A 22,404-nucleotide genomic window follows, 5' to 3' on the forward strand; every position below is an offset into this window, starting at 1 on the left:
CGCGCGGCATGAACCGGAGGATAGTTCGGCACCGCCCGGGGCGCAACGAAGGCCCCGGGCCGCCGCGAATCAGCTGCCCAAGCGTTCGGCCACCCACGACGGCACATCCGCCAGCGCAGCCACCAGTTCGGGGCCATCGCTGCCGCCGCCCTGGGCCATGTCGGGGCGACCGCCGCCCTTGCCACCGATGCGGCCGGCGACGTGCGAAAGCAGCTCGCCCGCCTTCACCTTGCCCAGCGCACCGCCCTGCACGCCGGCGACCAGCGAGGCCTTGCCGTCGCTGGCGGAGGCCAGGAGGATCACGGCGTCGCCGAGGCGGGATTTGAGCTGGTCCACGGCGTCGCGCAAGGACTTGGCGTCGAGGCCTTCCAGGCGCGCGGCGACGACCTTCACGCCGGCGACTTCCGGCGCTGACGCCGCGAGGTCGGCGGTGGCGCCAGCCGCGGCCTTTGCCTTGATCGATTCGAGTTCGCGCTCGAGCTTTTTCTGCCGGTCGAGCAGCTGGGCAAGCTTGTCGAGCACGTCGCGCGGGCTGCCACCGAGCAGTCCGGCGACCTGCGCCAGCCGGCGCTCTTCTTCGGCGATATGCGCAAGCGCACCCTCGCCCGTCACCGCTTCGATGCGGCGCACGCCGGCAGCGACGCCGCCTTCGCTGAGGATCTTGAACAGGCCGATGTCGCCGGTGTGGTGCACGTGGGTGCCGCCGCAAAGTTCGGTCGAGAACCCGCCCATGCGCAGCACGCGCACGCGCTCGCCGTACTTCTCGCCGAACAGCGCCATCGCGCCGAAGTCCATGGCTTCCTGCATGCCCATGTGATGGATCTCGGCTTCGGCGTTGCCGCGGATTTCAGCGTTGACGAGGGCCTCGATGCGCGCGAGTTCTTCGGGCGTGATCGCCTGGAAGTGCGCGAAGTCGAAGCGCAGACGATCTGGCGCGACCAGCGAGCCCTTCTGGGTGACGTGTTCGCCCAGCACCTTGCGCAGCGCCGCGTGCAGCAGGTGGGTGGCCGAGTGGTTGAGCACGATGGCCTGGCGGCGGGCTTCGTCGACGCGCGCCGACACCAGGTCGCCGCGCTTGAGGCTACCCGCGGCCAGCTTGCCGACGTGGCCGTGGAAAACGCCGGCAAGCTTCAGCGTGTCGGACACCTCGAAGCGGGTGCCACGTGCGTCGAGCAGCAGGCCGGTGTCACCGACCTGGCCACCGGACTCGGCGTAGAAAGGCGTGCCGTCGAGCAGGACGACCGCATCGTCGCCCGCAGCGATTTCATCGACCGGCTTGCCGTCGCGCACCAGCGCGACCACGCGGCAGCCGTCGGTCTCGAGCGCGTCGTAACCGCGGAAATCGCTGGGCTTGAGGCCCGAGACAAGCTCCGCGGGCAGCACCACGCCACCGGCGAACTTGCTCGCGGCGCGGGCGCGGTCGCGCTGCTGGTCCATCAGCATGTCGTATTCGGCCAGCGCACCGTCGGCCAGCGCCCAGCCCTTGTCGGCGTTTTCGCGCAGCAGGTCGGCGATCAGGTCGGGCGGGCAGCCGTAGGTGTCGTGCAGCTGGAACAGCTGCTCGCCGCGGATGCGGTTGCCCGAGGCAGCCAGGTAGTCCTCCAGGCGGGCCATGCCGGCGTCGAGCGTTTGCGCGAAAGCGGCCTCCTCGCCCTTCAGGGCCTGCTCGACCAGCTTCTGCTTCGCGGCGAGTTCGGGATAGGCCTCGCCCATCGCCTCGACCAGCGGCTGCACCATGCGCCAGAACTTGCCTTCGGGCGTCAGGCCGTCGAGCTTCCAGAAGTGGCGGATGGCGCGGCGGATGATGCGGCGCAGGACGTAGCCCCGGCCTTCGTTGGACGGCAGGACGCCGTCGACGACCAGGAAGCTGCAGGCGCGGATGTGGTCGGCGATCACGCGCAGGGATTTGTGCTCGAGGTCTTCCTGCTTGCCGGTCAGCGCGGCGGCGGCCTTGATCAGGTGCTGGAACAGGTCGATCTCGTAGTTGCTGTGCACGTGCTGGAGCACCGCCGAGATGCGCTCCAGACCCATGCCGGTGTCCACGCAGGGCGCCGGCAGCGGCAGCAGCGTGCCGTCGGCCTGGCGGTCGAACTGCATGAAGACGTTGTTCCAGATTTCGATGAAACGGTCACCGTCCTCGTCAGGGCTGCCCGGCGGGCCACCGGCGATGTGCTCGCCGTGGTCGTAGAAGATTTCGCTGCAGGGACCGCAGGGGCCGGTGTCGGCCATCTGCCAGAAGTTGTCGCTGGCGAAGGGCGCGCCCTTGTTGTCGCCGATGCGGATGATGCGGTCTGCTGGCAGGCCGACATCCTTGTGCCAGATGTCGAAGGCTTCGTCGTCGGTGTGGTAGATCGTGACCAGCAGGCGCTCCTTCGGGAGCTTCCACACTTCGGTCAGCAGTTCCCAGGCCCAGGTGATCGCTTCGCGCTTGAAGTAGTCGCCGAAGCTGAAGTTGCCCAGCATTTCGAAGAAGGTGTGGTGGCGCGCGGTGTAGCCGACCTGGTCGAGGTCGTTGTGCTTGCCGCCGGCGCGCACGCAGCGCTGCGAGGACACGGCGCGCGTGTAGCTGCGCTTCTCGGCGCCCAGGAACACGTCCTTGAACTGGACCATGCCCGCGTTGGTGAACAGCAGGGTCGGATCGTTGCCGGGCACGAGCGGGCTCGAGGGCACGACCTGGTGGCCTTTGGATTTGAAGAAATCGAGGAAATCCTGGCGGATCTGGTGGCTGGTCTTGGTCATGGGCTGGCTGGCAGTGAGTCGGGGGCCACGCCTGGAAGGTGCGGCCAGACCCGCAAGATTACCAGCACGGGGCAGCCAGCCGGACCCGCCGACGCCCCGCGGAACGACTACGCCCCGTGAAAACCGTCGTCTTCGTCCTCGCCACGGGCACGCACGGCGCCCCAGGCGCTGTCCTGGTCGAAACCCCGCCGCAGCAGGAACTCGACTGCCTTGCGCCGGCGGTCGGGTTCGGCGAGGGCCGCGGCAGTCCACCGCCGCCCGACCTGGCGGCGGGCGAGCGCCGGCCAGTCGGCTTCACAGGCCTCGAGGGCCCGCAGGATGGCGTCCTCGCCCAGGCCATGGCCGGCCAGTTCCACCCGGATGCGCACCGGGCCGTAGCCGGAGTTCGCCCGGTCGCGGGCGAAACTGGCGGCAAAACGTTCGTCGTCCTGGTAGCCCTGCCCCGCCAGCCGCTCCACGGCGGCCTCGGCCTCGGCCGGCTCGACACCCCGCTGGGCCAGCTTGCGGGCCAGGTCGCGCCGGGAGTGTTCACGCCTGACCAGCAGGCCCAGGGCGCGCTGGTAGGCGTCGCCGGCTTCGCCGCGGGGCCGGCCCATGCCGGCCTCAGCCCTCGACGGCCTCGGCGTTTTCGTCGCCGATCACCAGGCCGGGCACGAACTTCTCGCGCAGCTTGGCCTCCAGGTCCCTGGCCACGGCCGGGTTGTCCTTGAGCCACTGGCGCACGTTTTCCTTGCCCTGGCCGATGCGCTCGTCGTTGTAGCTGTACCAGGCACCGGCCTTGTCGATCAGCTTGGCGTCCACGCCCATGTCGATCAGTTCGCCTTCGCGGCTGATGCCCTGGCCGTAGAGGATTTCGGTGACGATGATCTTGAACGGCGGCGCCATCTTGTTCTTGACCACCTTGATCTTGGTCTGGTTGCCGATGATCTCGTCGCCCTTCTTGACCGCGCCGATGCGACGGATGTCCAGGCGCACCGAGGCATAGAACTTGAGCGCATTGCCGCCGGTGGTGGTTTCCGGGCTCTGGCCCGGCATCATGATGCCGATCTTCATGCGCAGCTGGTTGATGAAGATGACCATGCAGTTGCTGCGCTTGATGTTGCCGGTGAGCTTGCGCAGGGCCTGGCTCATCAGGCGGGCCTGCAGGCCCGGCAGCTGGTCGCCCATTTCGCCCTCGATCTCGGCGCGCGGGGTCAGCGCGGCGACCGAGTCGACCACGACCATGTCCACCGAGTTCGAACGCACCAGCATGTCGGCGATCTCGAGCGCCTGCTCACCGGTGTCGGGCTGGCTGACCAGCAGGTCATCGACGTTCACGCCCAGCTTCTGGGCATAGGTGGGGTCGAGCGCGTGCTCGGCGTCGATGAAGGCGGCGGTGCCGCCGGCCTTCTGGCATTCGGCGATGGCCTGCAGGGTGAGCGTGGTCTTGCCCGAGGACTCCGGCCCGTAGATTTCGATGACGCGGCCCTTCGGCAGGCCGCCGATGCCCAGCGCGATGTCGAGCATCAGCGAACCGGTGCCGATGACTTCGGCCGCTTCGATGGCCTTGTCGCCCATGCGCATGACCGCACCCTTGCCGAACTGCTTTTCGATCTGGCTCAGGGCGGCGGTGAGGGCGCGCTTCTTGTTCTCGTCCATGGGTTGTTTCCTCGGGGTCTTGTTGTCGGTGGTCGCCAGCTTAGTGGGGCCGGGTCTCACGGATTGAGAAGCTTCCGGCGACCCTGAATCTGCCTGCCCTGCCGGGCCCGCGGCAGCCTCTTGTGCTTCGATGCGCTGTAGGGAATGGGACTTCTTCCTCGCGGCTTTTTTCTTGCCCAGGCTCAACGGTTCGGCCTTACGAGGCCGCAGTACAGGCCTTCGATGGCGAAGTCCTGGTCGGGCTGGACGACGATGGGGGCGAAGTCGGGATTGCGCGGCAGCAGGCGGATGCCGTCCTTGCCGATCTTGAGCAGTTTCACGGTGATTTCCTCGTCGATTCGCGCGACCACGATCTGGCCGCTGCGTGCGTCATTGGTGCGGTGCACGCCGATCAGGTCGCCGTGCAGGATGCCTTCGTCGCGCATGGAGTCGCCCTTGACCCGCAGCAGGTAGTCCGGCGCCGGGGAAAAGAACACACGGTCGAGCAGCACCATGTCGTGAAGGCCGGCGTCGGCGCCGATCGGCAGGCCGGCGGCGACCTGGCCCAGCACCGGCAGCCGCAGGGGTGCGTCCCCGGCCGCCGGGACGAGGTCGGCGGCCGGGGACGACGAAACAGGGGCCGAGGCCAGCCGGATGCCACGCGCCTGCCCGGGCACGCGGCGGATGGCGCCGGCCTGCTCCAGGGCTTCGAGGTGGTATTGCGCCGCGCGCACGCCCTTGAAGCCGAAGGCATGGGCGATCTCGACCTGGGACGGCGGCACGCCGTCGGCCTCGATGCGCTCGGTGATCATGGCCAGGATGGCCTGCTGGGTGTCGGTGATGTCCATTAGTAGTAATACTACTAATGGACACCCCCGGGCTGTCAAGCCCCTTGTTTCGCCCTAGCGGGCCAGGGCCAGCAGGCCATGCAGCGCGGCGGCGACGGTCTGCCGGCGTACCGCGTCGCGGTCGCCGTCGAAGTGGAAGAGTTCGGCCTTGGGGTAACCGCCGCGGCGCTTCCAGCCGATCCAGACCGTGCCGACCGGCTTGTCGGCATTGCCGCCGGTGGGGCCGGCGATGCCGGTCACGGCCACGGCGATGCTGGCGCCCGAATTCACCAGCGCGCCGGACACCATCTCGGTGACCGTTTCCCGGCTCACCGCACCGTGTTCGACCAGGGTTTCCGGCCGCACGCCCAGCAGCGCCTGCTTGGCCTCGTAGCTGTAAGCCGCCATGCCGCAGTCGAACCAGGCCGAACAACCCGGGATGTCGGTGATCATCTTGGCGATCCAGCCGCCGGTGCAGCTTTCGGCGGTCGCCAGCATCAGGTGGCTGGCCTGCAGGCGTTCGCCCACCTCCTGGGCCAGGGCGTGCAGTTCGTCGTCGGTCAGCAGGGCGTGGATGGCCATGGCCGCTAGACTATAGGGCCACCCCCGCCTTTGCCATCCGGATGCCCGCCTCGGAAACGCCCCAGCACACCCCGCTGATGAAGCAGTTCTTCGCCGCCAAGGCGGAGTATCCGGACATCCTGCTGTTCTTCCGGATGGGCGATTTCTACGAGTTGTTCTACGACGACGCCCGCAAGGCTGCGCGGCTGCTCGACATCACCCTGACCCAGCGCGGCAGCTCCGGCGGCGCGCCGATCCCGATGGCCGGCGTGCCCGTGCACGCCTACGAGGGTTACCTCGCGCGCCTTGTCGCGCTGGGCGAGTCGGTGGCCATCTGCGAACAGATCGGCGACCCGGCCGCCAGCAAGGGCCTGGTCGAGCGCAAGGTGGTGCGCGTCGTCACCCCGGGCACCGTCACCGATGAGGCCCTGCTGCAGGAACGCCGCGACACCCTGCTGATGGCGGTCAGCCGCGGCCGCACGGGTTTCGGCCTGGCCTGGGCCGACCTGGCCGGTGGCCGTTTCCTGGTGTCCGAAGTCGCCGACGAGGACCAGCTGGCCGCCGAAATCGCCCGCCTGGACCCGGCCGAACTGCTGCTGCCCGACGAAGACGGCTGGCCGTCCTTCCTGGCCAGCCAGCCCGGCCTGCGCCGCCGCCCGCCCTGGGGCTTCGACACCGACGCCTGCCGGCGCCAGCTGCTGAAGTTCTTCAAGCTGCACGACCTCAGCGGCTTCGGCCTCGAGGACAAGGCGCTGCCCACCGCCGCCGCCGGCGCCCTGCTCGCCTACGTCGAAGAAACCCAGAAGCAGCAGCTGCCGCACCTGACCGCGATCGCGTTCGAATCGGCTGGCGACGGCATCGCGCTCAACGCGGCAACGCGCCGGCACCTGGAACTCGACAGCCGCACCGACGGCCGCAATGAACACACCCTGCTGGGCGTGCTCGACACCAGCGTCAGCCCGATGGGTGGCCGCCTGCTGCGGCGCTGGCTGAACCGCCCGCTGCGCGACCGCGGCGTGCTCGGCCAGCGCCACCATGCCGTCGCCACCTTCATCGATTCCGGCGCCCACGAGACCCTGCGCGAAACCTTCCGCGGCCTGGGCGACATCGAACGCATCCTTTCGCGCGTTGCGCTGCGTTCGGCGCGCCCGCGCGACCTGTCGACGCTACGCGATGGCCTGGCGCTGCTGCCGGGCGTGCGCGAGGTGCTGGCGCCGCTCGATTCCCCTCGCCTCGAAGCACTGGCTGCCGCGCTGGGTGAACACGAGGCCACCGCCGACCTGCTGGCCCGCGCCGTCGTGCCGCAGCCGCCGGTGCTGATGCGCGACGGCGGCGTGTTCGCCGAAGGTTTCGACGCCGAGCTCGACGAACTGCGCACGCTGTCCACCACCGCCGACCAGTTCCTGATCGACCTGGAGGCCCGCGAGCGCGCCGCCACCGGCATCGCCACGCTCAAGGTCGGCTACAACCGCGTGCACGGTTATTTCATCGAGATCAGCAAGGGCCAATCTGTGAAAGCGCCGACGCACTACACGCGCCGGCAAACGCTGACCGGCGCCGAGCGTTACATCACCGAAGAGCTCAAGACCTTCGAGGACAAGGTGCTCAGCGCCCGCGAACGTTCGCTCACGCGCGAGAAGGCCCTGTACGAGGAATTGCTGGAAACGCTGAACCAGTCGCTGGAGCCGCTGAAGCACTGCGCCGCGGCATTGAGCGAGCTGGACGTGCTGGCGGCCTTCGCCGAACGCGCCCAGGCCCTGGACTGGTCGCGCCCGGAACTGACCGACGCGCCCGGCCTGTGCATCGAACGCGGCCGGCACCCGGTGGTGGAAGCGGTGCGCGACGAACCCTTCGAGCCCAACGACCTGGTGCTCGACGAAGGCCGCCGCATGCTGGTGATCACCGGCCCGAACATGGGCGGTAAATCCACCTACATGCGCCAGAACGCGCTGATCGTGCTGCTCGCGCACATCGGCAGCTTCGTGCCGGCCTCGCGCGCGGTCATCGGCCCGGTGGACCGCGTGCTCACCCGCATCGGCGCCGGCGACGACCTGGCGCGCGGCCAGTCCACCTTCATGGTGGAAATGGCCGAGACCAGCTACATCCTGCACCACGCCACCGCGCAGTCGCTGGTGCTGATGGACGAAATCGGCCGCGGCACCTCCACCTACGACGGCCTGGCCCTGGCCGAAGCCTGCGCGCGCCACCTGGCGCATTCGAACCGCGCCTACACGCTGTTCGCGACGCACTATTTCGAGCTCACCACGCTGGCCGAACCGGGCAGCGGCATCGCCAACGTGCACCTGGACGCCATCGAGCACGGCGACCGCCTGGTGTTCATGCACGCGGTAAAGGACGGCCCGGCCAACCGCAGCTTCGGCCTGCAGGTGGCGGCGCTGGCGGGCCTGCCGCGCAGCGTGGTCGAACAGGCGCGGCGCACGCTGGCCAGCCTGGAACAGCGCGGCGCGCCGCATTCGGTGGCGGAAATGAGCCCGGCGGCGCTGGACGCGCCGCAGCAGTTCGGGCTGTTCGCGCCGCAACCCTCGCCCGCCCTCGAGGCGCTGGATGCGATCGATCCGGACGAGCTGACGCCCAAGCAGGCGCTCGAGGCGCTTTACCGGCTGCGGCAATTGCGCTGAAAAGCGACGGCGTCCTCACCGGACGCCGACACGCTTCTGCTAGCGTTCGGGTTTTCCGCCCATGCCGCCCCGGAGCGCCCGAATGAAATTCCGCACTGCCCTGCTCGCCCTGCCGCTGCTCGCGGCCGCCTTCGATGCCCGCGCCGGGGCCCTGCTCGTGCAGGCTGGCCAGCTGCTCGACCGCCCGGGCCAGGCGCCGCGCGGCGCCGCCACGCTCTACATAGTCGACGGCAGGGTGGCCGAGGTGCGCGACGGCCACCTCGGCGCCGGGGCCTTCGGCGCGCCGGCCGACACCGAAGTGCTCGACCTGCGCCGGCACTTCGTGCTGCCCGGGCTGATCGACAGCCACGTGCACCTGACCAACGACCTCGGCGGCCTCGCCGGCCAGCTGGCCCAGGTGCAGCGCAGCCCGGCCGACAATGCGCTCGAGGCCGCCACCAATGCCCGCAAGACCCTGCGCGCCGGCTTCACCACGGTGCGCAACCTCGGCGACGGCGACGGCGAGATCCGTGCCCTGCGCGACGCCATCAACGCGGGCAAGCTGCCGGGCCCGCGCATCCTGACCGCCAACACTTCGATTTCGGCCACGGCCGGCCACGGCGATCCGCGCCTGGGTTTCCGCGGCGACCTGCACGAGGCGCTTGACGCCGGCAACGTCTGCGACGGCGTCGAATCCTGCCGCCGCGCGGTGCGCAGCCAGGTCGCCGGCGGCGCGGACGTGATCAAGCTGCTGATCACCGGTGGCGTCAACAGCCGCATCGGCGCCGGCCTGGGCGCGCAGATGTTCGAGGACGAAGCGCGCGCGGTGGTCGAGACCTCGCGCATGTACGGCAAGAAGGTGGCCGTGCACGCGCACGGCGCCGATGGCATCAACCTGGCGCTGCGCCTGGGCATGGATTCGATCGAACACGGCACCCTGCTCGACCGCGAGGGCCTGGAGCTGTTCCGCCGATCGGGCGCCTATTACGTACCCACGCTTTCGACCGTCAACGGCTACCGCGAGCGCCTGGCCGCCAATCCCGAGGCCTACCAGGGCGAGGTGCTGGCGAAGATCCGCTGGCGCATCGACATCACCGGCAAGGCGCTGGAACAGGCGGTGCCGGCGGGGGTGAAGATCGCCTTCGGCACCGACGCCGGCGTCAGCCTGCACGGCCGCAACGCCGACGAGTTCGAACTGATGGTGGCGCACGGCATGACGCCGGCCCAGGCCATCGTCGCCGCCACCGGTAACGCCGCCGACCTGCTGGGCCTGGGCGACAGCGTCGGCAGCCTTGAGCCGGGCAAGCATGCGGACCTGATCGCCGTGGGCGGCAATCCGCTCGAGGACGTCACCGTGCTCAAGCGCGTGGACGTGGTGGTCAAGGGCGGCGAGGTGTTCCGGCCCTGAGTGCGGGGCGCCGGCGGTTCAGGCCACGGCGCTGAGCGCGTCGCCCTCCAGCGCCTGGGCCAGGTCGGCCCAGAGGTCGTCGACGTTTTCGATGCCCACCGACAGGCGCAGCAGGCCCGGGCCGATGCCGCTGGCCAGGCGCGCCTGCGGATCCACCACGCGGTGGGTCAGGCCGGCCGGGTGCTGGATCAGCGTGTCCACCGAGCCCAGGCTCACGGCCGGCGTCATCAGGCGCACGCGCGACATCACCGACGCCGCGGCCTCGTGGCCACCGTGCAGGTCGAAGCCCATCAGCGCGCCCGGGCCCGCCATCTGCGTACCGACCAGGTGGGCGTTGCGGACCGTGCCCAAGCCCGGGAAATAAACCCGGGCCACGGCGGGATGCGACGCCAGCCGCTGCGCGATCACGATGGCGTTGGCCTGCGCACGCTCGACGCGGATCGCCAGCGTCGGCAGGCCGCGATGCAGCAGGTAGGCGCCCAGCGGATGCAGCAGCGCACCGGTGGCCGCACGCACCGTGCGCAGCGGCTGCGCGCGTTCTTCGCTGCAGCAGACCACGCCGGCGATGACGTCGCCGTGGCCGCCCAGGAACTTGGTGGCGCTGTGCATGACGTAGGTGGCGCCCAGCGATGCGGGCTGCTGCAGCACCGGCGTGGCAAAAGTGGAATCGACAAGCACCGGCACGTCGCCGGCAGCGGCGACCACGGCGCGGATATCCACCAGGTCGAGCGTGGGATTGGCCGGGGTTTCGATGATCACCAGGGCGGTGTCGGGGCGGCGACGCGCGGCGACTTCCGCGGCATCGACGAACTCCGCCTCCAGTCCGCACAGGCCGGAGGCCAGCAGGTGGTCGGACGTGCCGTACAGCGGCCGCACCACCAGCACGTGGCCACCGCGGGAGCGCGCATCGAGCAGCACGGCGGTCAACGCGGCCATACCCGAGCCATAGGCCACGCAGGCTTCGGTGCCCTCGAGCCGGGCCAGCGCATTCTCGACGCGGGCGACGGTCGGGTTGTGCAGCCGCGCGTAAATCGGGTTCGCGGCGCTGGCGGCGCCGCCGACCAGGGCATCGAAACTTTCCGTGCCGGCATCGAGGTCGGCCACCGGATAGGTGGTGGACAGGTCGATCGGCGGCGCGTGCACGCCCAGGCGGGCGAAGTCTTCGCGGCCGGCGTGCACGGCGAGGGTGTCGAAATGGTCCATGGCGGGCTCCTGGGTCGGCAGGCGGCCACTATGGCGTAGACTCGGGCGCGGTTCGGTCGCACCGAACACTATTTCCGATCCGGGGGTCTCCCATGCAGCTTGACCGAACAGACTTCGCCATCCTTCGTCTTCTGCGAAAGAATGCACGGCTACCGAACAAGGACCTGGCCGCCCGGATCGGCGTGGCACCGTCCACGGCGCTCGAGCGCGTGCGGCGGCTGCGGGAGGCCGGGGTGCTGCAGGGCTTCCACGCCGAGATCGCCCCGGCGGCGGTCGGCATCGGCCTGCAGGCCATGGTGGCGGTCCGGCTGGCCCGCCACTCCCGGCCGCAGGTGGAAGCCTTCCATGCCCACCTGCTGTCGCTGCCCGAGGTGCTGAGCCTCTACCACGTGGCCGGGGCCGACGATTTCCTGGTGCACGTGGGCGTCCGCGACAGCGACCACTTGCGCGACTTCGCGATGGCGGCGCTGACCAGCCGCGAGGAAGTGGCGCACATCGAGACGCACCTGATCTTCGCCTTCAAGCGCAACACCGACCTGCCGGACTACCTGGACGCGGACAGAGACTGAGCTACAGCGAATCCAGGTCGCCCAGGGCCTGGATCAGGCGACGCGCCCGCTTGTCGGGCTTGCCCGACGGCGGCCGGTAGCCGGCGACGGCGGCACGACGTTCGGCCGCTGCCTGCAGGCGCGCCTGCCTGGCCGCCTCGTCTTCCGCGTACAGGGCCTGGGCCGCAGTGGCCGGCCCGCGCCTGTCGCTCAGTCCCAGCACGTGGATCTCGAAAAGCTCTTCACCGCGCCGCACCTGCATGGTTTCGCCGACGCGCACCGAACGAGAGGCCTTGGCGCCCTGCCCGGCCACCAGCACCTTGCCGCCCTCGATGGCCTGCTTGGCCAGTGCGCGGGTCTTGAAGAAGCGCGCCGCCCACAGCCAGACATCGAGGCGGACGGCATTGGCCGCGTCGGCGGCGCCGGATTGTTTTGCCATGCGGGGATCGTGCTATCGGGAATCCGTGAACGCAAACGGCCGCCCGAAGGCGGCCGTCCGGATGGAGCATGCAGCGCGTATCAGCTGTTCGAACGCGCGGCCAGGTCTTCCTTGATGCGCGCCTTCTTGCCCTGCAGGCCACGCAGGTAATACAGCTTGCTCTGGCGGACCTTGCCGTGGCGCTTGACGATCACCGAGTCGATGATGGCGCTGTGGGTCTGGAAGACGCGCTCGACGCCGAAGCCGTGCGAGATCTTGCGCACGGTGAAGGCGGAATTCAGGCCGGCGTTCTTGATCGCGATGACCACGCCTTCGTAGGCCTGCACGCGCTCGCGGTTGCCTTCCTTGACCTTGACGTTGACGACGACGGTGTCGCCCTGGGAAAACTTCGGCATTTCCCGGGTGGCCTGCTCGGCCTCGAACTGCTGCAGCAGCTTGTGGATGCTCATGATGTATACGCCTGTGATGTTTGTTTTGAGTGCGCGCCAGAGGCCCGGGAACCGTGCGTGGCTATCGTGGATCTGGCCGGTGGGCTGGCCGTGGAGCCGCGCAGTATACCCGCGCAAGCCCTTGAAAGGGAAGCGGTTCAGGCCACCGGCGGCTGGCTGGCCCGCCACTGGGCGATGAAGTCCGCCAGCAGGGCCCGGTCGGCGGCGTCCAGCCGGGCCCGCGCAAGCAGGTCCGGGCGGCGCAGCCAGGTGCGGCCCAGGCTCTGCTGCCGGCGCCAGCGGGCGATCGCAGCGTGGTCGCCGGACAGCAGCACCGCCGGCACGCCCTCGGTGCCGGTCGCCTCCGAGCGGGTGTAGTGCGGGCAGTCCAGCAGGCCGTCCTCGAAGCTGTCCTGGGTGGCCGAATCGGCGTGGTTCAGGGCCCCTTCCTGCAGGCGGCCGACGGCGTCGACCAGCACCGCCGCGGCCAGTTCGCCACCGGACAGCACGTAGTCGCCGATCGACAGTTCCTCGTCCACCTCGCGCTCGATGAAGCGCTCGTCCAGGCCTTCGTAACGCCCGCAGAGCAGCAGCAGGCGCGGCAACGCGGCCAGTTCGCGGACCTTGGCCTGGGTCAGCCGCGGCCCCTGGGGACTGAGGTAGATCACCCGCGCCGGCGCCGGGTCGGCGGCCTTCGCGGCAGAAAGGCAGGCCGACAGGGGTTCGGCGAGCATCAGCATGCCGGGACCGCCGCCGAAGGGGCGCTGGTCGACGCGGCGGTAGTTGTCGGTGGCGTAGTCGCGGGGATTCCAGCCGTGTACGGCCAGCAGCCCACGCTCCTGCGCACGGCCGACCACGCCGAGCGCGGCGCTGTCGCGGATGAAATCGGGGAACAGGCTGACGACGTCGATGCGCATGGGCGGCACCGGGCTCAGAAGTCCGGGTCCCAGTCGACGATGATGCGACCGGCTTCGAAATCGACCGAGACGATGTACTGGCCGGTGACGAAGGGCAGCAGGCGCTTGCGCTCGCCTTCGACCACCATGACGTCGTTGGCGCCGGTTTCGAACAGGTGCGAGACCTTGCCCAGCGCGACGCCTTCGGTGGTTTCCACCGCCAGCCCTTCCAGGTCGGCCCAGTAGTATTCGCCCGGCGCCGGTGGCGGCAGGCGGTCGCGCGGCACCCAGATTTCGGTGCCGGCCAGGGCTTCGGCCTGTTCGCGGGTTTCCACGTCGGGGAAACGCGCGATCACGGTCTTGGTGGTGTCGCGGCCAGACACGCCCGTGACCTCGCGTTCGGACTCGCCGGAACGCAGGATCCAGGGTTGGTAGCGGAACAGGGCGTCGCGGGGCTCGGTCCAGGAGAAGAGCTTGAGCTCGCCCCGGACGCCAAAGGCGCCGGCGACCCTGCCCAGCAGGATGCGGCGCCCGTTGGTCATCAGATCAGGCCTCGCGCGGGGCGAGGCCGGGGCCTCAGGCCGCAGCCTTGGCCGAGGAGACTTCCTTCACCAGCGCACTGACCTTGTCGGTCAGCTGGGCGCCGTGGGAAACCCAATGCTCGACGCGCTCGGTGTTGAGCTCGACGCGCTTTTCGTTGCCCTGGGCGACCGGGTTGTAATAACCCAGGCGCTCGATCGAGCGGCCGTCGCGCTTGTTGCGCGAGTCGGTGACGATGATGTGGTAGAAGGGGCGCTTCTTGGCGCCGCCGCGGGTCAGACGGATCTTGACCATGTGGGTTAGCTCTTTATGCAGTTCTGGGACGGTGGTCCAGACCGCAAGCGGCCCGGGGAATCGCGGATTATAGCGGGAATGTGGCGCTTTTGGGAAGCCGGCAGCGGGGATCAGGGCTGAAGCCCCTCCCACAGGGGCCCGTGGTGGTTCAGCGGCCCGGGAAGCGGCCGGGGAAGCCCCCGCCCATCATGCCCTTCATGCCCCGCATCAGGCCCTTCATGCCGCCCTGGGACAGCTTGGACATCATCTTTTCCATCTGCTGGTACTGCTTGAGGACCTTGTTCACCTCGGCCGGGGTGGTGCCGGAGCCCCGGGCCACCCGGGCCCGGCGCGAGCCGTTCAGCAGGCCGGGATTGCGGCGTTCCTTCTTGGTCATCGAATTGATGATGGCCACCATGCGCGGCACTTCCTTGCCGGTCACCTGGTTCTTCACGTGGTCGGGCAGCTGGCCCATGCCCGGCAGTTTGTCCATCAGGCTCGAAAGGCCGCCCATGTTCTGCATCTGCTCGAGCTGGTCGCGCATGTCGTTGAGGTCGAACTTCTTGCCCTTGGCGACCTTCTCGGCGAGCTTCTGGGCCTTGTCCTTGTCGACCTTCTGCTCGACTTCCTCGACCAGGCTGAGCACGTCGCCCATGTCCAGGATGCGGCTGGCGGCGCGGTCGGGGTGGAATACGTCCAGGCCGTCGGGCTTTTCGCCGACGCCGACGAACTTGATCGGCTTGCCGGTGATGTAGCGCACGCTCAGGGCGGCACCGCCGCGGGCGTCGCCGTCGGTCTTGGTGAGCACGACGCCGGTCAGCGGCAGCGCTTCGGCGAAGGCCTTGGCGGTGTTGGCGGCGTCCTGGCCGGTCATGGCATCGACCACGAACAGCGTCTCGACCGGCTTGACCGCGGCATGCAAGGCCTGGATCTCGGCCATCATGGCCTCGTCGATCGTGGTGCGGCCGGCGGTGTCCACCAGCAGCACGTCGACGAAACTCTTGCGCGCGTCCTCGATGGCGGCGCGCACGATGTCCTCGGGTTTCTGCGAGGCGTCCGAGGCGAAGAACAGCACGTCCACCTGTTTGGCCAGGGTCCTGAGCTGTTCGATGGCGGCCGGCCGGTAGACGTCGGCCGACACCACCATCACCTTTTTCTTCTTGCGTTCCTTCAGGTGCTTGGCGAGCTTGCCGACCGTGGTGGTCTTGCCCGCGCCCTGCAGGCCGGCCATCAGGATGACCGCCGGCGCCGGCACGTTGAGGTTGAGTTCGCTGGCCGAGGAGCCCATGACCGCGGCCATCTCGTCGCGCACGACCTTGATCAGGGCCTGGCCCGGGGTGAGGCTGGTCAGCACTTCCTGGCCGACCGCACGCGCCTTGATGCGCTCGATCAGGGCCGACACCACCGGCAGGGCCACGTCGGCCTCGAGCAGGGCGATGCGCACCTCGCGGGTGGCCTCGCGGATGTTCTCCTCGGTCAGGCGGCCGCGGCCGCGCAGTTTCTGGAGGGTGCCGGACAGGCGCTGGGTCAGCGACTCAAACATGGGCTGCAGGTCTTTCGAAGGGGTGCGAAGTATACCGCGGGGCGCGGGGCGGCCCGGGCCAGCGCCAATTGGCCAGGCCATTTCCGGCCTGGGCGCGTTCTGGTGTGAAACAAGTGAATTACTGGGTTCCGTTCAGATTGGGCGCAGCGACCGCTTGACGCTTTCGTCTTCCAAGGGAGACACTCCCGCATTGGAAGTGGTCTTGACACTGGAATTTGACGACTGGCTTGCAGGAAGCGTCCCCAGAGCCAAGGCAAAGGTCCTGGCCCGCATCCGAAACATGGAACTTGGCAACTACGGTGACTGCAAGCCCGTGGGCAATGGTGTTTCCGAATCAAGGATCAACTGGGGCCGGGGTCTGCGCCTTTACTTCGTGGAACGTGGAAACACATTGGTCGTGCTGCTGTGTGGCGGAGACAAATCCACACAAGAGGCCGATATAGAAAGAGCCCTCGAGTTGGCTGAAACGGTATAGGAGGCAACCATGACCAAGACCCGAAAATTCGACATCGGCGAACACCTTACCGATGAAGAAACCATGGCCGAGTATCTCGACGCCTGCATCGAAGAGGGTGGCCAGGAGCTGTTCCTCAAAGCCCTTGGCGATGTCATGAAGGCAATCGGGGTGACGGAGGTTACGAAAAAGGCCGGCATCGCAAGTCGATCCAGCGCCTACAAGTCTTTCTCCGAGAACGGGAAGCCAGAACTGGCAACCGTAGGCGCTGTTCTGGACGCGATGGGAATGCGCTTTTCCGTGGTTCCGAAGGAGCCTGCTCACACCGCGTGAAGCCCCACCCCGCCTGGGCGGGCTTCCCATGCTTTGGAACCTGTCGATCAGTCGGGAATGGTTCTGGCTGGCCGGCCGCTGTGCCAAACTCGGCGGATGCCCGCCCTCCTCCTTGCCCTGCTCGCGACTACCCTGTACGCCTTCGCCAGCCACCAGCTGGCCGGGCATGCCCACGCCCCGCATCCGGCGCCCCGGCGCTGGCTGTGGCTGGCGCTGCCGGCGGTGGCCCTGCACGCGGCGGTGCACGGCTGGGCCTGGCAGCACATGGGCGCGGCCGACCTGCACTTCTTCCCGGCGCTGTCCCTGGTGGGCCTGGGCATGGCGGCGCTGACCACGGCGCTGGGGCCGGCCCAGCGCATCGAAGCCCTGGGCATCATCGTGTTCCCGCTGGCGGCGCTGGTGCTGCTGGCCTACGCGCTTCTGGGCGGCAGCGTGGCCCGGTCCGGCCTGGACTGGCGGCTGCAGCTGCACGCGCTGATGGCGCTGCTGGCCTATGCGACGCTGGCGGTGGCGACGCTGCTGGCGCTGATGCTGTGGTTCCAGGACCACGCGCTGCGCCAGCGCCAGCTGGGCGGCTGGATGCGGCTGCTGCCGCCGCTGACGCAGATGGAAACGCTGCTGTTCCGCAGCCTGGTGGCCGGCTTCGTACTGCTGAGCCTGACGCTGCTGACGGGCGTGCTGTTCGTGGACGACCTGTTCGCGCAGGACCTTGGCCACAAGACGCTGCTTTCGATCCTGTCGTGGATCGTGCTGGCGGTGCTGCTGTTCGGCCGCTGGCGCTGGGGCTGGCGCGGCCCGCGCGCGGCCAAGCTGACGCTGGTCGCGATGGTGCTGCTGCTGCTTGCGTTCTTCGGCAGCAAGTTCGTCTACGAACTGGTGCTGCACCGCGTCTGAGTCATTTTGTAGGAGGGGCTTCAGCCCCGAAGTTTTTGCCCTTGCCCTCCGGGCAAGCAGTGCGGTCCGTGCTGCGTTCGTCGGAGGCGCCGCCGCGCACGCTATGTCCTCGCCGCCCGGCCGGGACCAAGCGTCATCCATGACCAGCTCACGGCCGGCCGCTACAGGCATCCTGCCTTCCGCTTCGTCGAGGACATAGCGTGCACGACGTCGCTCCTACTCCATCACGGGCCGCAGGTCGCCAGCCCGACGCTTCGCGTCGAAGTGCAGTTGTCACGCCAGTCACCGGTTGCCGGTGAACGTCTCCGACGACAGTGTCCCTTGGCTCTCCCGACGGCCACGACCCCATTTCGAGGAGGTAGCGTGCAGTCGCCCTGCTTGGCCAAAGGCCAAGGGCAGGAGATTCGCGCCTGAAGGCGCACCTGCAAAAGGTGACGTTTATTCGGCGGCGGCTTCGAGGGCTTCGGAGAGGCGCTCGACCGCGATGACTTCCATGTCCTTGTAGGGGTTTTTCTTCGGCGCGTTGGCCTTGGGAACGATGGCGCGGCGGAAGCCGTGGGTGGCGGCTTCCTTCAGGCGCTCTTCGCCATTGGGCACCGGGCGGATCTCGCCACTCAGGCCGACTTCGCCGAAGGCGATGGTCTTTTCCGACAGCGGCCGGTCGCGCAGCGAGCTGAGCACCGCCAGCAGCACCGGCAGGTCGGCGGCGGTTTCCTGCACGCGAATGCCGCCGACGACGTTGACGAACACGTCCTGGTCGCCCGTCACCACGCCGCCGTGCCGGTGCAGCACCGCCAGCAGCATCGCCAGGCGGTTCTGCTCCAGGCCCAGGGCGACGCGGCGCGGATTCGAAAGCGGCGAGGCATCCACCAGCGCCTGCACTTCCACCAGAAGCGGCCGCGTGCCTTCGCGGGTCACCATCACCGCGCTGCCCGGCTGCGCCGTGCTGGAGCCGGACAGGAAGATCGCCGAAGGATTCGGCACTTCGCGCAGGCCCTTGTCGCCCATCGCGAACACGCCCAGTTCGTTCACCGCGCCGAAGCGGTTCTTGAACGCGCGCAGCACGCGGAAGCGGCTGCCCGCCTCGCCTTCGAAATACAGCACCGCGTCGACCATGTGTTCGAGCACGCGCGGGCCGGCGATGCCGCCTTCCTTGGTGACGTGGCCGACCAGGAAGACGGACGTACCGGTTTCCTTGGCGAAACGCACCAGCTTGGCGGCGCTTTCGCGCACCTGGCTGACCGAACCCGGCGCGGCGGTGAGCAGTTCGCTCCACAGCGTCTGGATGGAATCGGCCACCAGCAGGCGCGGCGAAGGTTTCGCCGACGATGCCTGGGCGAGGATTTTTTCGACGCAGGTTTCGGCCAGCGCGTGCAGGTTGTCGAGCGGAAGTCCCAGCCGCTGCGCGCGGCCGGCGACCTGGGCCAGGCTTTCCTCGCCGGTGACGTACAGGGCCGGCAGCCGCGCCGACATCAGCGCCAGCGCCTGCAGCAGCAGCGTGGACTTGCCGATGCCAGGGTCGCCGCCGACCAGCACCACCGAGCCTTCGACCAGGCCACCGCCGAGCACGCGGTCGAGTTCGCCGATGGTGGTGGACACGCGCACCTCGGCGTCCTGGCTGACGTCGCGCAGCGCGGTGACACCCGCGGCTTCCGGCCGGCCGGCCCAGCCGCCGTGGCGCACCGCCGCCGGCGCCGCCGCCTTGGCGCTACTGGCGGGTTCGACCACGAAGCTGGTGAGCGTGTTCCAGGCGCCGCAGTCGCCGCACTGGCCCTGCCACTGGGTGGTGGAAGCGCCGCAATCGCTGCAGACGTAGGCGGTCTTGGCCTTGGCCATGGGAGGTTCACCAAAAAAGTCAGCGGCTACTCTAACCGGGACCCGTCGCAGGGATTGAGAGCGCGCCCCCGCCAGGGGCCGGGGCCGGCCAGCGCCGCCCGGTCAGGCCGGCGTCCGGTCCAGGTCGAGCACGACGCGCTGCACGGGCGCGAAGCCCTTGCCCTCCACGTGGTCCCAGCGCTCGGCGAAACCGAGGCAGGCCTCCTCGTCGTGCCCGATGAAGTTGACGGAGTTGGGAACCTTGCCGCGCACCCTGCGGGAAACGGCCGTGCCCGCCTGGACGCACCAGGCCCGCCGGGAAAGTCCGGGGAAACGCAGGGACAGCGGGCGGATGAAAGGCAGGTGGATGTGCCCGCCCATCACCACGTCGGCGCCGGCATCAACCCATTCCGGCACCGCTTCGGCGTGGCCGCGCAGCAGGTTGTTTTCGTCGGCCGGGCCGGGCACGTCCACCGGCTGGTGCGTGACCACCACCCGCAGTTGCCCCGGCGCCGCCCCGCGCAGGCGCGAGGCCACGCGGGAAACCTGGGAGGGCGACACTTCACCATGCTTGTGGCGATACCAACGCGTGGTGTTGACCCCCAGCACCAGCAACGACGGCGTATCCACCACCGGCTCCAGGTCCTCGTCGAACCAGCGGCGCTGGAGCCGGTAGGGATGGAGCACGCGCGAGAACACGTTGAACAGGGCGATGTCGTGGTTGCCGGGGATGACCAGGCGAGCGGGCGCCGGCATGCGCGCCCAGAACTTCGCCGCCGCCTCGAACTGGCCGCGGCGGGCGCGCTGGGTGATGTCGCCGGACAGCACGAGCACGTCCGGCCTGCGCGCGGCGCACAGGTCCACCAGGTCCTCCAGCACCCCGGCCCGTTCGGTACCGAAGTGCGTGTCCGACACCTGCAGCAGCAGGCTCATTCGACCGGCGCCCGGTCTTGCCGCCGCGGCATCATCAGCGGCAGCGGCTCGGGAGAGACTTCGAACACCAGCGGCGTGCGCAGCCACAGGATCTCCCCGTCCACGGCCACCTTGGCCAGCCGGTTACCGCGCGGGGAAACGGTCATCTTGCGGAAGGGGAAGTGGCGCACGTTGTCGGCATCGCCCAGCTTCCCCAGTGCGCCACGCAGGGCCAGGCCCAGCATGGCGAGGTGCCCCATCGGACGCACCATGATGCCGGCCAGGCGGCCGTCGGCGAGCGCCGCTTCCTCGGGAAGGCCCAGGCGATCGAGCTGCAGCCGGTTGTTGCCGACGAAGAGCGAAGGCGTGCGCACGCGCTGGCGGCCGTTTTCCGATTCGATCTCCAACTGCAGCCGGCGGCCTTCCCGCATCAGCGTGCGCAGGCCCGAGAAGATCGCCACCCAGCGGCTGCGGCCCAGCTTTTTCTTGAAACCCTCGCGGTCCTGCAGGATCTCCGGATACAGCCCGAGACTGGCGTTGACCAGGAACACGTGGCCGTTCACGCGCCCCACCTGCACCGGCTCCACGCTTGCCCGCAGCAACGCCGGCACGGAATCGGCCAGGTCCTGCGGGATGCCGTGCGTGCGCCCGAAATAATTGAAGGTGCCCTGGGGCAGCACGCCACAGGCGCAGCCGCTGCCGGCCACCGCCTGCGCCACCGCGTTGAGCGTGCCGTCGCCCCCGGCGGCAACGACGATGCCCCCTTCCGCGCGGGCCCGCGCCACGGCCGCCTTCGCGACCCCGGCGATATGCGCGGGATCTTCGACGACCAGGAACGCGTGGCGGCGGCCGGCGGCCTCCAGCAGGGCGGCGATGGTTTCCCGGGGCGTTTCCCCCTCGTGCTTGCCGGAGCCTTCGTTGATGACGATGAACAGGGGGGCGTCCGGCGCGGGCGCGGGCAGAGGGAGGGGATGGCTGGCCATGGCGCCAGAGTAGGCAGCGCCCTATTAGCGGGCGGTAAACCAGCGTCTCAGGCCGTGAGCCTGCCCGGGGGCAGGCTGTTGCCACGCCCCGCGACGGGGGACTGGCCGGCCACGGGAATACCACATATATTTGTGCCATGGACACCCTCACCGACCGCCAGCAGGCCATCCTCGATTTCGTCACCGCCCGGGTGGCGCGCGAAGGCCGGCCACCCACCCTGGCCGAAATCGCCCGTGAATTCGGCTTCCGGCAGGCGCGCTCGGCGCAGGCGCACCTGCAGGCGCTCGAGGCCAAGGGCGCGCTGACCCTGCTGCCGGGCCAGGCCCGCGGCATCCGGCTGGCCACGCTGCCGGCGCCGACGCATTCGCTGTCGCTGCCGGTGCTGGGCAAGGTCGCCGCCGGCGAGCCCATCGGCGACCCGGATTTCGAAGGCCACCTGCTGCTCGACCGCGCGCTGTTCTTCCCACGGCCCGATTACCTCTTGCGGGTGAAGGGCGACTCGATGCGCGACGACGGCATCTTCGACGGCGACCTGATCGCCGTGCACCGCACGCCCGAGGCCGGCGACAACCAGATCGTGGTCGCGCGCCTGGACGGCGAGCTCACCGTCAAGCGCCTGCGCCGGCGCAAGGACCGCATCACCCTGCTGCCGCGCAATCCCGACCACGCACCCATCGAAGTGCCCGCCGGCGCCGTGTTCGCCATCGAAGGCGTGTACTGCGGCCTGGTGCGCCGGGGCTGACATGGGCGCCGTGCTTTCCCTCGACACCCTGCTGGCCCAGCGCCGGCTCTGGCGCGGCCAGCCCCGCGGCCAGGCCCGGGCCGCCTGCGAGCCCACCGGCCACGCCGCGCTCGACGCCGCCCTGCCCGCCGGCGGCTGGCCCGAGGCCGCGCTCACCGAACTGCTGCTGCCCGCCGACGGCGTCGGCGAACTCTCGCTGCTGCTGCCCACCCTCGCCCGGCTCAGCCGCGCCGGCCGCGACATCGCCTGGGTGGACCCGCCCTACCGGCCCTACGCGCCGGCGCTGGCCCGCGCCGGCATCGACCTCGCCCGCCTGCACATCGTCGATACCGGCGGCCGGCAGTCGGCCTGGGCGCTGGAACAGTGCCTGCGCAGCCAGGCCTGCGGCGCCGTGCTGGGCTGGCCCCAGCGCGCCGACGACAAGACCCTGCGCCGGCTGCAGGTAGCGGCGGAAGCCGGCCAGGCCATGGGTTTCCTGTTCCGGCCGCTGGCGGCGGCGCGCAACTCTTCGCCCGCCGCGCTGCGGCTGCAGGTCGAAAGCGGCGGGCTGCGCATCCTCAAATGCCGCGGCAGCCATCCCCCTGCGTCGCCGGTGCCCTGGGCGCCGGCGCTCCGGCACTGATGCCGGCC

At 69.5% G+C, this 22,404-nt stretch carries 23 protein-coding genes; 8 read left to right on the forward strand and 15 right to left on the reverse strand.

All coding sequences use genetic code 11. From position 1 onward, the window contains the following. Positions 1-69: 69 nt before the first annotated feature. The 5 genes from alaS to ACE3TE_RS02025 form a co-directional block, all read right to left on the reverse strand. A complete protein-coding gene (gene alaS / locus ACE3TE_RS02005) occupies positions 70-2,739 on the reverse strand; it encodes an alanine--tRNA ligase (RefSeq protein ID WP_374601700.1) in 2,670 nt (889 codons plus the stop codon). Between the two features lie 107 nt (positions 2,740-2,846). Next, positions 2,847-3,335 (reverse strand): regulatory protein RecX, encoded by a 489-nt coding sequence (locus tag ACE3TE_RS02010; protein WP_374601702.1) that lies wholly within the window; start codon positions 3,333-3,335, stop codon positions 2,847-2,849. A 7-nt stretch (positions 3,336-3,342) separates the two neighbouring features. Next, positions 3,343-4,377, reverse strand: coding sequence for a recombinase RecA (recA, locus tag ACE3TE_RS02015; RefSeq protein WP_374601704.1), 1,035 nt, complete (start codon positions 4,375-4,377; stop codon positions 3,343-3,345). A gap of 182 nt (positions 4,378-4,559) precedes the next feature. Continuing rightward, entirely contained in the window at positions 4,560-5,204 is a 645-nt protein-coding gene (lexA, locus tag ACE3TE_RS02020; RefSeq protein WP_374601706.1) for a transcriptional repressor LexA, read from the reverse strand. Positions 5,205-5,258: 54 nt separating this feature from the next. Beyond that, complete coding sequence (locus ACE3TE_RS02025) at positions 5,259-5,765, reverse strand: CinA family protein (RefSeq protein WP_374601708.1); 507 nt, start codon at positions 5,763-5,765, stop codon at positions 5,259-5,261. Between the two features lie 41 nt (positions 5,766-5,806). On the opposite strand from ACE3TE_RS02025, the gene mutS reads away from it, so the two are divergent. Next, positions 5,807-8,383, forward strand: coding sequence for a DNA mismatch repair protein MutS (mutS, locus tag ACE3TE_RS02030; protein WP_374601709.1), 2,577 nt, complete (start codon positions 5,807-5,809; stop codon positions 8,381-8,383). A gap of 82 nt (positions 8,384-8,465) precedes the next feature. Continuing rightward, positions 8,466-9,770, forward strand: coding sequence for an amidohydrolase family protein (locus ACE3TE_RS02035; protein WP_374601711.1), 1,305 nt, complete (start codon positions 8,466-8,468; stop codon positions 9,768-9,770). Between the two features lie 18 nt (positions 9,771-9,788). Here the strand turns inward: ACE3TE_RS02035 and ACE3TE_RS02040 are convergent, their stop codons facing one another. After that, the gene (locus ACE3TE_RS02040) at positions 9,789-10,973 is read right to left on the reverse strand and encodes a PLP-dependent aspartate aminotransferase family protein (RefSeq protein WP_374601713.1); all 1,185 of its coding nucleotides are present in this window, start codon (positions 10,971-10,973) and stop codon (positions 9,789-9,791) included. 92 nt (positions 10,974-11,065) lie between these two features. Here ACE3TE_RS02040 and ACE3TE_RS02045 point away from each other — a divergent pair, with 92 nt between their 5' ends. After that, the gene (locus ACE3TE_RS02045; RefSeq protein ID WP_374601714.1) at positions 11,066-11,542 is read left to right on the forward strand and encodes an Lrp/AsnC family transcriptional regulator; all 477 of its coding nucleotides are present in this window, start codon (positions 11,066-11,068) and stop codon (positions 11,540-11,542) included. A 1-nt stretch (position 11,543) separates the two neighbouring features. Here ACE3TE_RS02045 and ACE3TE_RS02050 read toward each other — a convergent pair whose 3' ends face one another. The 6 genes from ACE3TE_RS02050 to ffh all read right to left on the reverse strand — a co-directional run bounded on the left by ACE3TE_RS02050 (position 11,544) and on the right by ffh (position 15,640). Beyond that, entirely contained in the window at positions 11,544-11,960 is a 417-nt protein-coding gene (locus ACE3TE_RS02050; protein WP_374601716.1) for an RNA-binding S4 domain-containing protein, read from the reverse strand. 80 nt (positions 11,961-12,040) lie between these two features. Next, entirely contained in the window at positions 12,041-12,409 is a 369-nt protein-coding gene (gene rplS, locus ACE3TE_RS02055) for a 50S ribosomal protein L19 (RefSeq protein ID WP_374601718.1), read from the reverse strand. Positions 12,410-12,546: 137 nt separating this feature from the next. Continuing rightward, entirely contained in the window at positions 12,547-13,305 is a 759-nt protein-coding gene (trmD, locus tag ACE3TE_RS02060; RefSeq protein ID WP_374601720.1) for a tRNA (guanosine(37)-N1)-methyltransferase TrmD, read from the reverse strand. Positions 13,306-13,319: 14 nt separating this feature from the next. After that, on the reverse strand, positions 13,320-13,829 hold the full coding sequence (gene rimM / locus ACE3TE_RS02065) for a ribosome maturation factor RimM (protein ID WP_374601921.1): 510 nt from the start codon (positions 13,827-13,829) through the stop codon (positions 13,320-13,322). A gap of 31 nt (positions 13,830-13,860) precedes the next feature. After that, entirely contained in the window at positions 13,861-14,118 is a 258-nt protein-coding gene (gene rpsP, locus ACE3TE_RS02070; protein ID WP_374601722.1) for a 30S ribosomal protein S16, read from the reverse strand. Between the two features lie 148 nt (positions 14,119-14,266). After that, complete coding sequence (ffh, locus tag ACE3TE_RS02075; protein WP_374601724.1) at positions 14,267-15,640, reverse strand: signal recognition particle protein; 1,374 nt, start codon at positions 15,638-15,640, stop codon at positions 14,267-14,269. Between ffh and ACE3TE_RS02080 the strand changes: the two genes are divergently transcribed. The 3 genes from ACE3TE_RS02080 to ACE3TE_RS02090 all read left to right on the forward strand — a co-directional run bounded on the left by ACE3TE_RS02080 (position 15,639) and on the right by ACE3TE_RS02090 (position 17,321). Beyond that, the gene (locus ACE3TE_RS02080) at positions 15,639-16,115 is read left to right on the forward strand and encodes a type II toxin-antitoxin system RelE/ParE family toxin (protein WP_374601725.1); all 477 of its coding nucleotides are present in this window, start codon (positions 15,639-15,641) and stop codon (positions 16,113-16,115) included. The genes ffh and ACE3TE_RS02080 overlap by 2 nt on opposite strands. A gap of 9 nt (positions 16,116-16,124) precedes the next feature. Then, entirely contained in the window at positions 16,125-16,427 is a 303-nt protein-coding gene (locus ACE3TE_RS02085) for an addiction module antidote protein (RefSeq protein WP_374601727.1), read from the forward strand. Between the two features lie 96 nt (positions 16,428-16,523). After that, on the forward strand, positions 16,524-17,321 hold the full coding sequence (locus ACE3TE_RS02090; protein ID WP_374601729.1) for an inner membrane protein YpjD: 798 nt from the start codon (positions 16,524-16,526) through the stop codon (positions 17,319-17,321). A 438-nt stretch (positions 17,322-17,759) separates the two neighbouring features. Here the strand turns inward: ACE3TE_RS02090 and radA are convergent, their stop codons facing one another. The 3 genes from radA to ACE3TE_RS02105 all read right to left on the reverse strand — a co-directional run bounded on the left by radA (position 17,760) and on the right by ACE3TE_RS02105 (position 21,031). Continuing rightward, a complete protein-coding gene (gene radA / locus ACE3TE_RS02095) occupies positions 17,760-19,157 on the reverse strand; it encodes a DNA repair protein RadA (RefSeq protein WP_374601731.1) in 1,398 nt (465 codons plus the stop codon). A gap of 102 nt (positions 19,158-19,259) precedes the next feature. Next, the gene (locus ACE3TE_RS02100; protein WP_374601732.1) at positions 19,260-20,069 is read right to left on the reverse strand and encodes a metallophosphoesterase; all 810 of its coding nucleotides are present in this window, start codon (positions 20,067-20,069) and stop codon (positions 19,260-19,262) included. Next, entirely contained in the window at positions 20,066-21,031 is a 966-nt protein-coding gene (locus ACE3TE_RS02105) for a diacylglycerol kinase family protein (RefSeq protein WP_374601734.1), read from the reverse strand. The genes ACE3TE_RS02100 and ACE3TE_RS02105 overlap by 4 nt, the downstream gene beginning before the upstream one ends. Positions 21,032-21,168: 137 nt before the next feature. Here ACE3TE_RS02105 and lexA (ACE3TE_RS02110) point away from each other — a divergent pair, with 137 nt between their 5' ends. Then, positions 21,169-21,774 carry a transcriptional repressor LexA gene (gene lexA, locus ACE3TE_RS02110; RefSeq protein ID WP_374601736.1) on the forward strand — a complete coding sequence of 202 codons (606 nt, stop codon included), beginning with the start codon at positions 21,169-21,171 and terminating at the stop codon, positions 21,772-21,774. 1 nt (position 21,775) lies between these two features. Next, positions 21,776-22,396 (forward strand): translesion DNA synthesis-associated protein ImuA, encoded by a 621-nt coding sequence (imuA, locus tag ACE3TE_RS02115; RefSeq protein ID WP_374601738.1) that lies wholly within the window; start codon positions 21,776-21,778, stop codon positions 22,394-22,396. Positions 22,397-22,404 lie beyond the last annotated feature (8 nt).

The sequence above is a fragment of the Arenimonas sp. genome (assembly GCF_041919775.1).
In the GTDB taxonomy this organism is placed as follows: domain Bacteria; phylum Pseudomonadota; class Gammaproteobacteria; order Xanthomonadales; family Xanthomonadaceae; genus Arenimonas.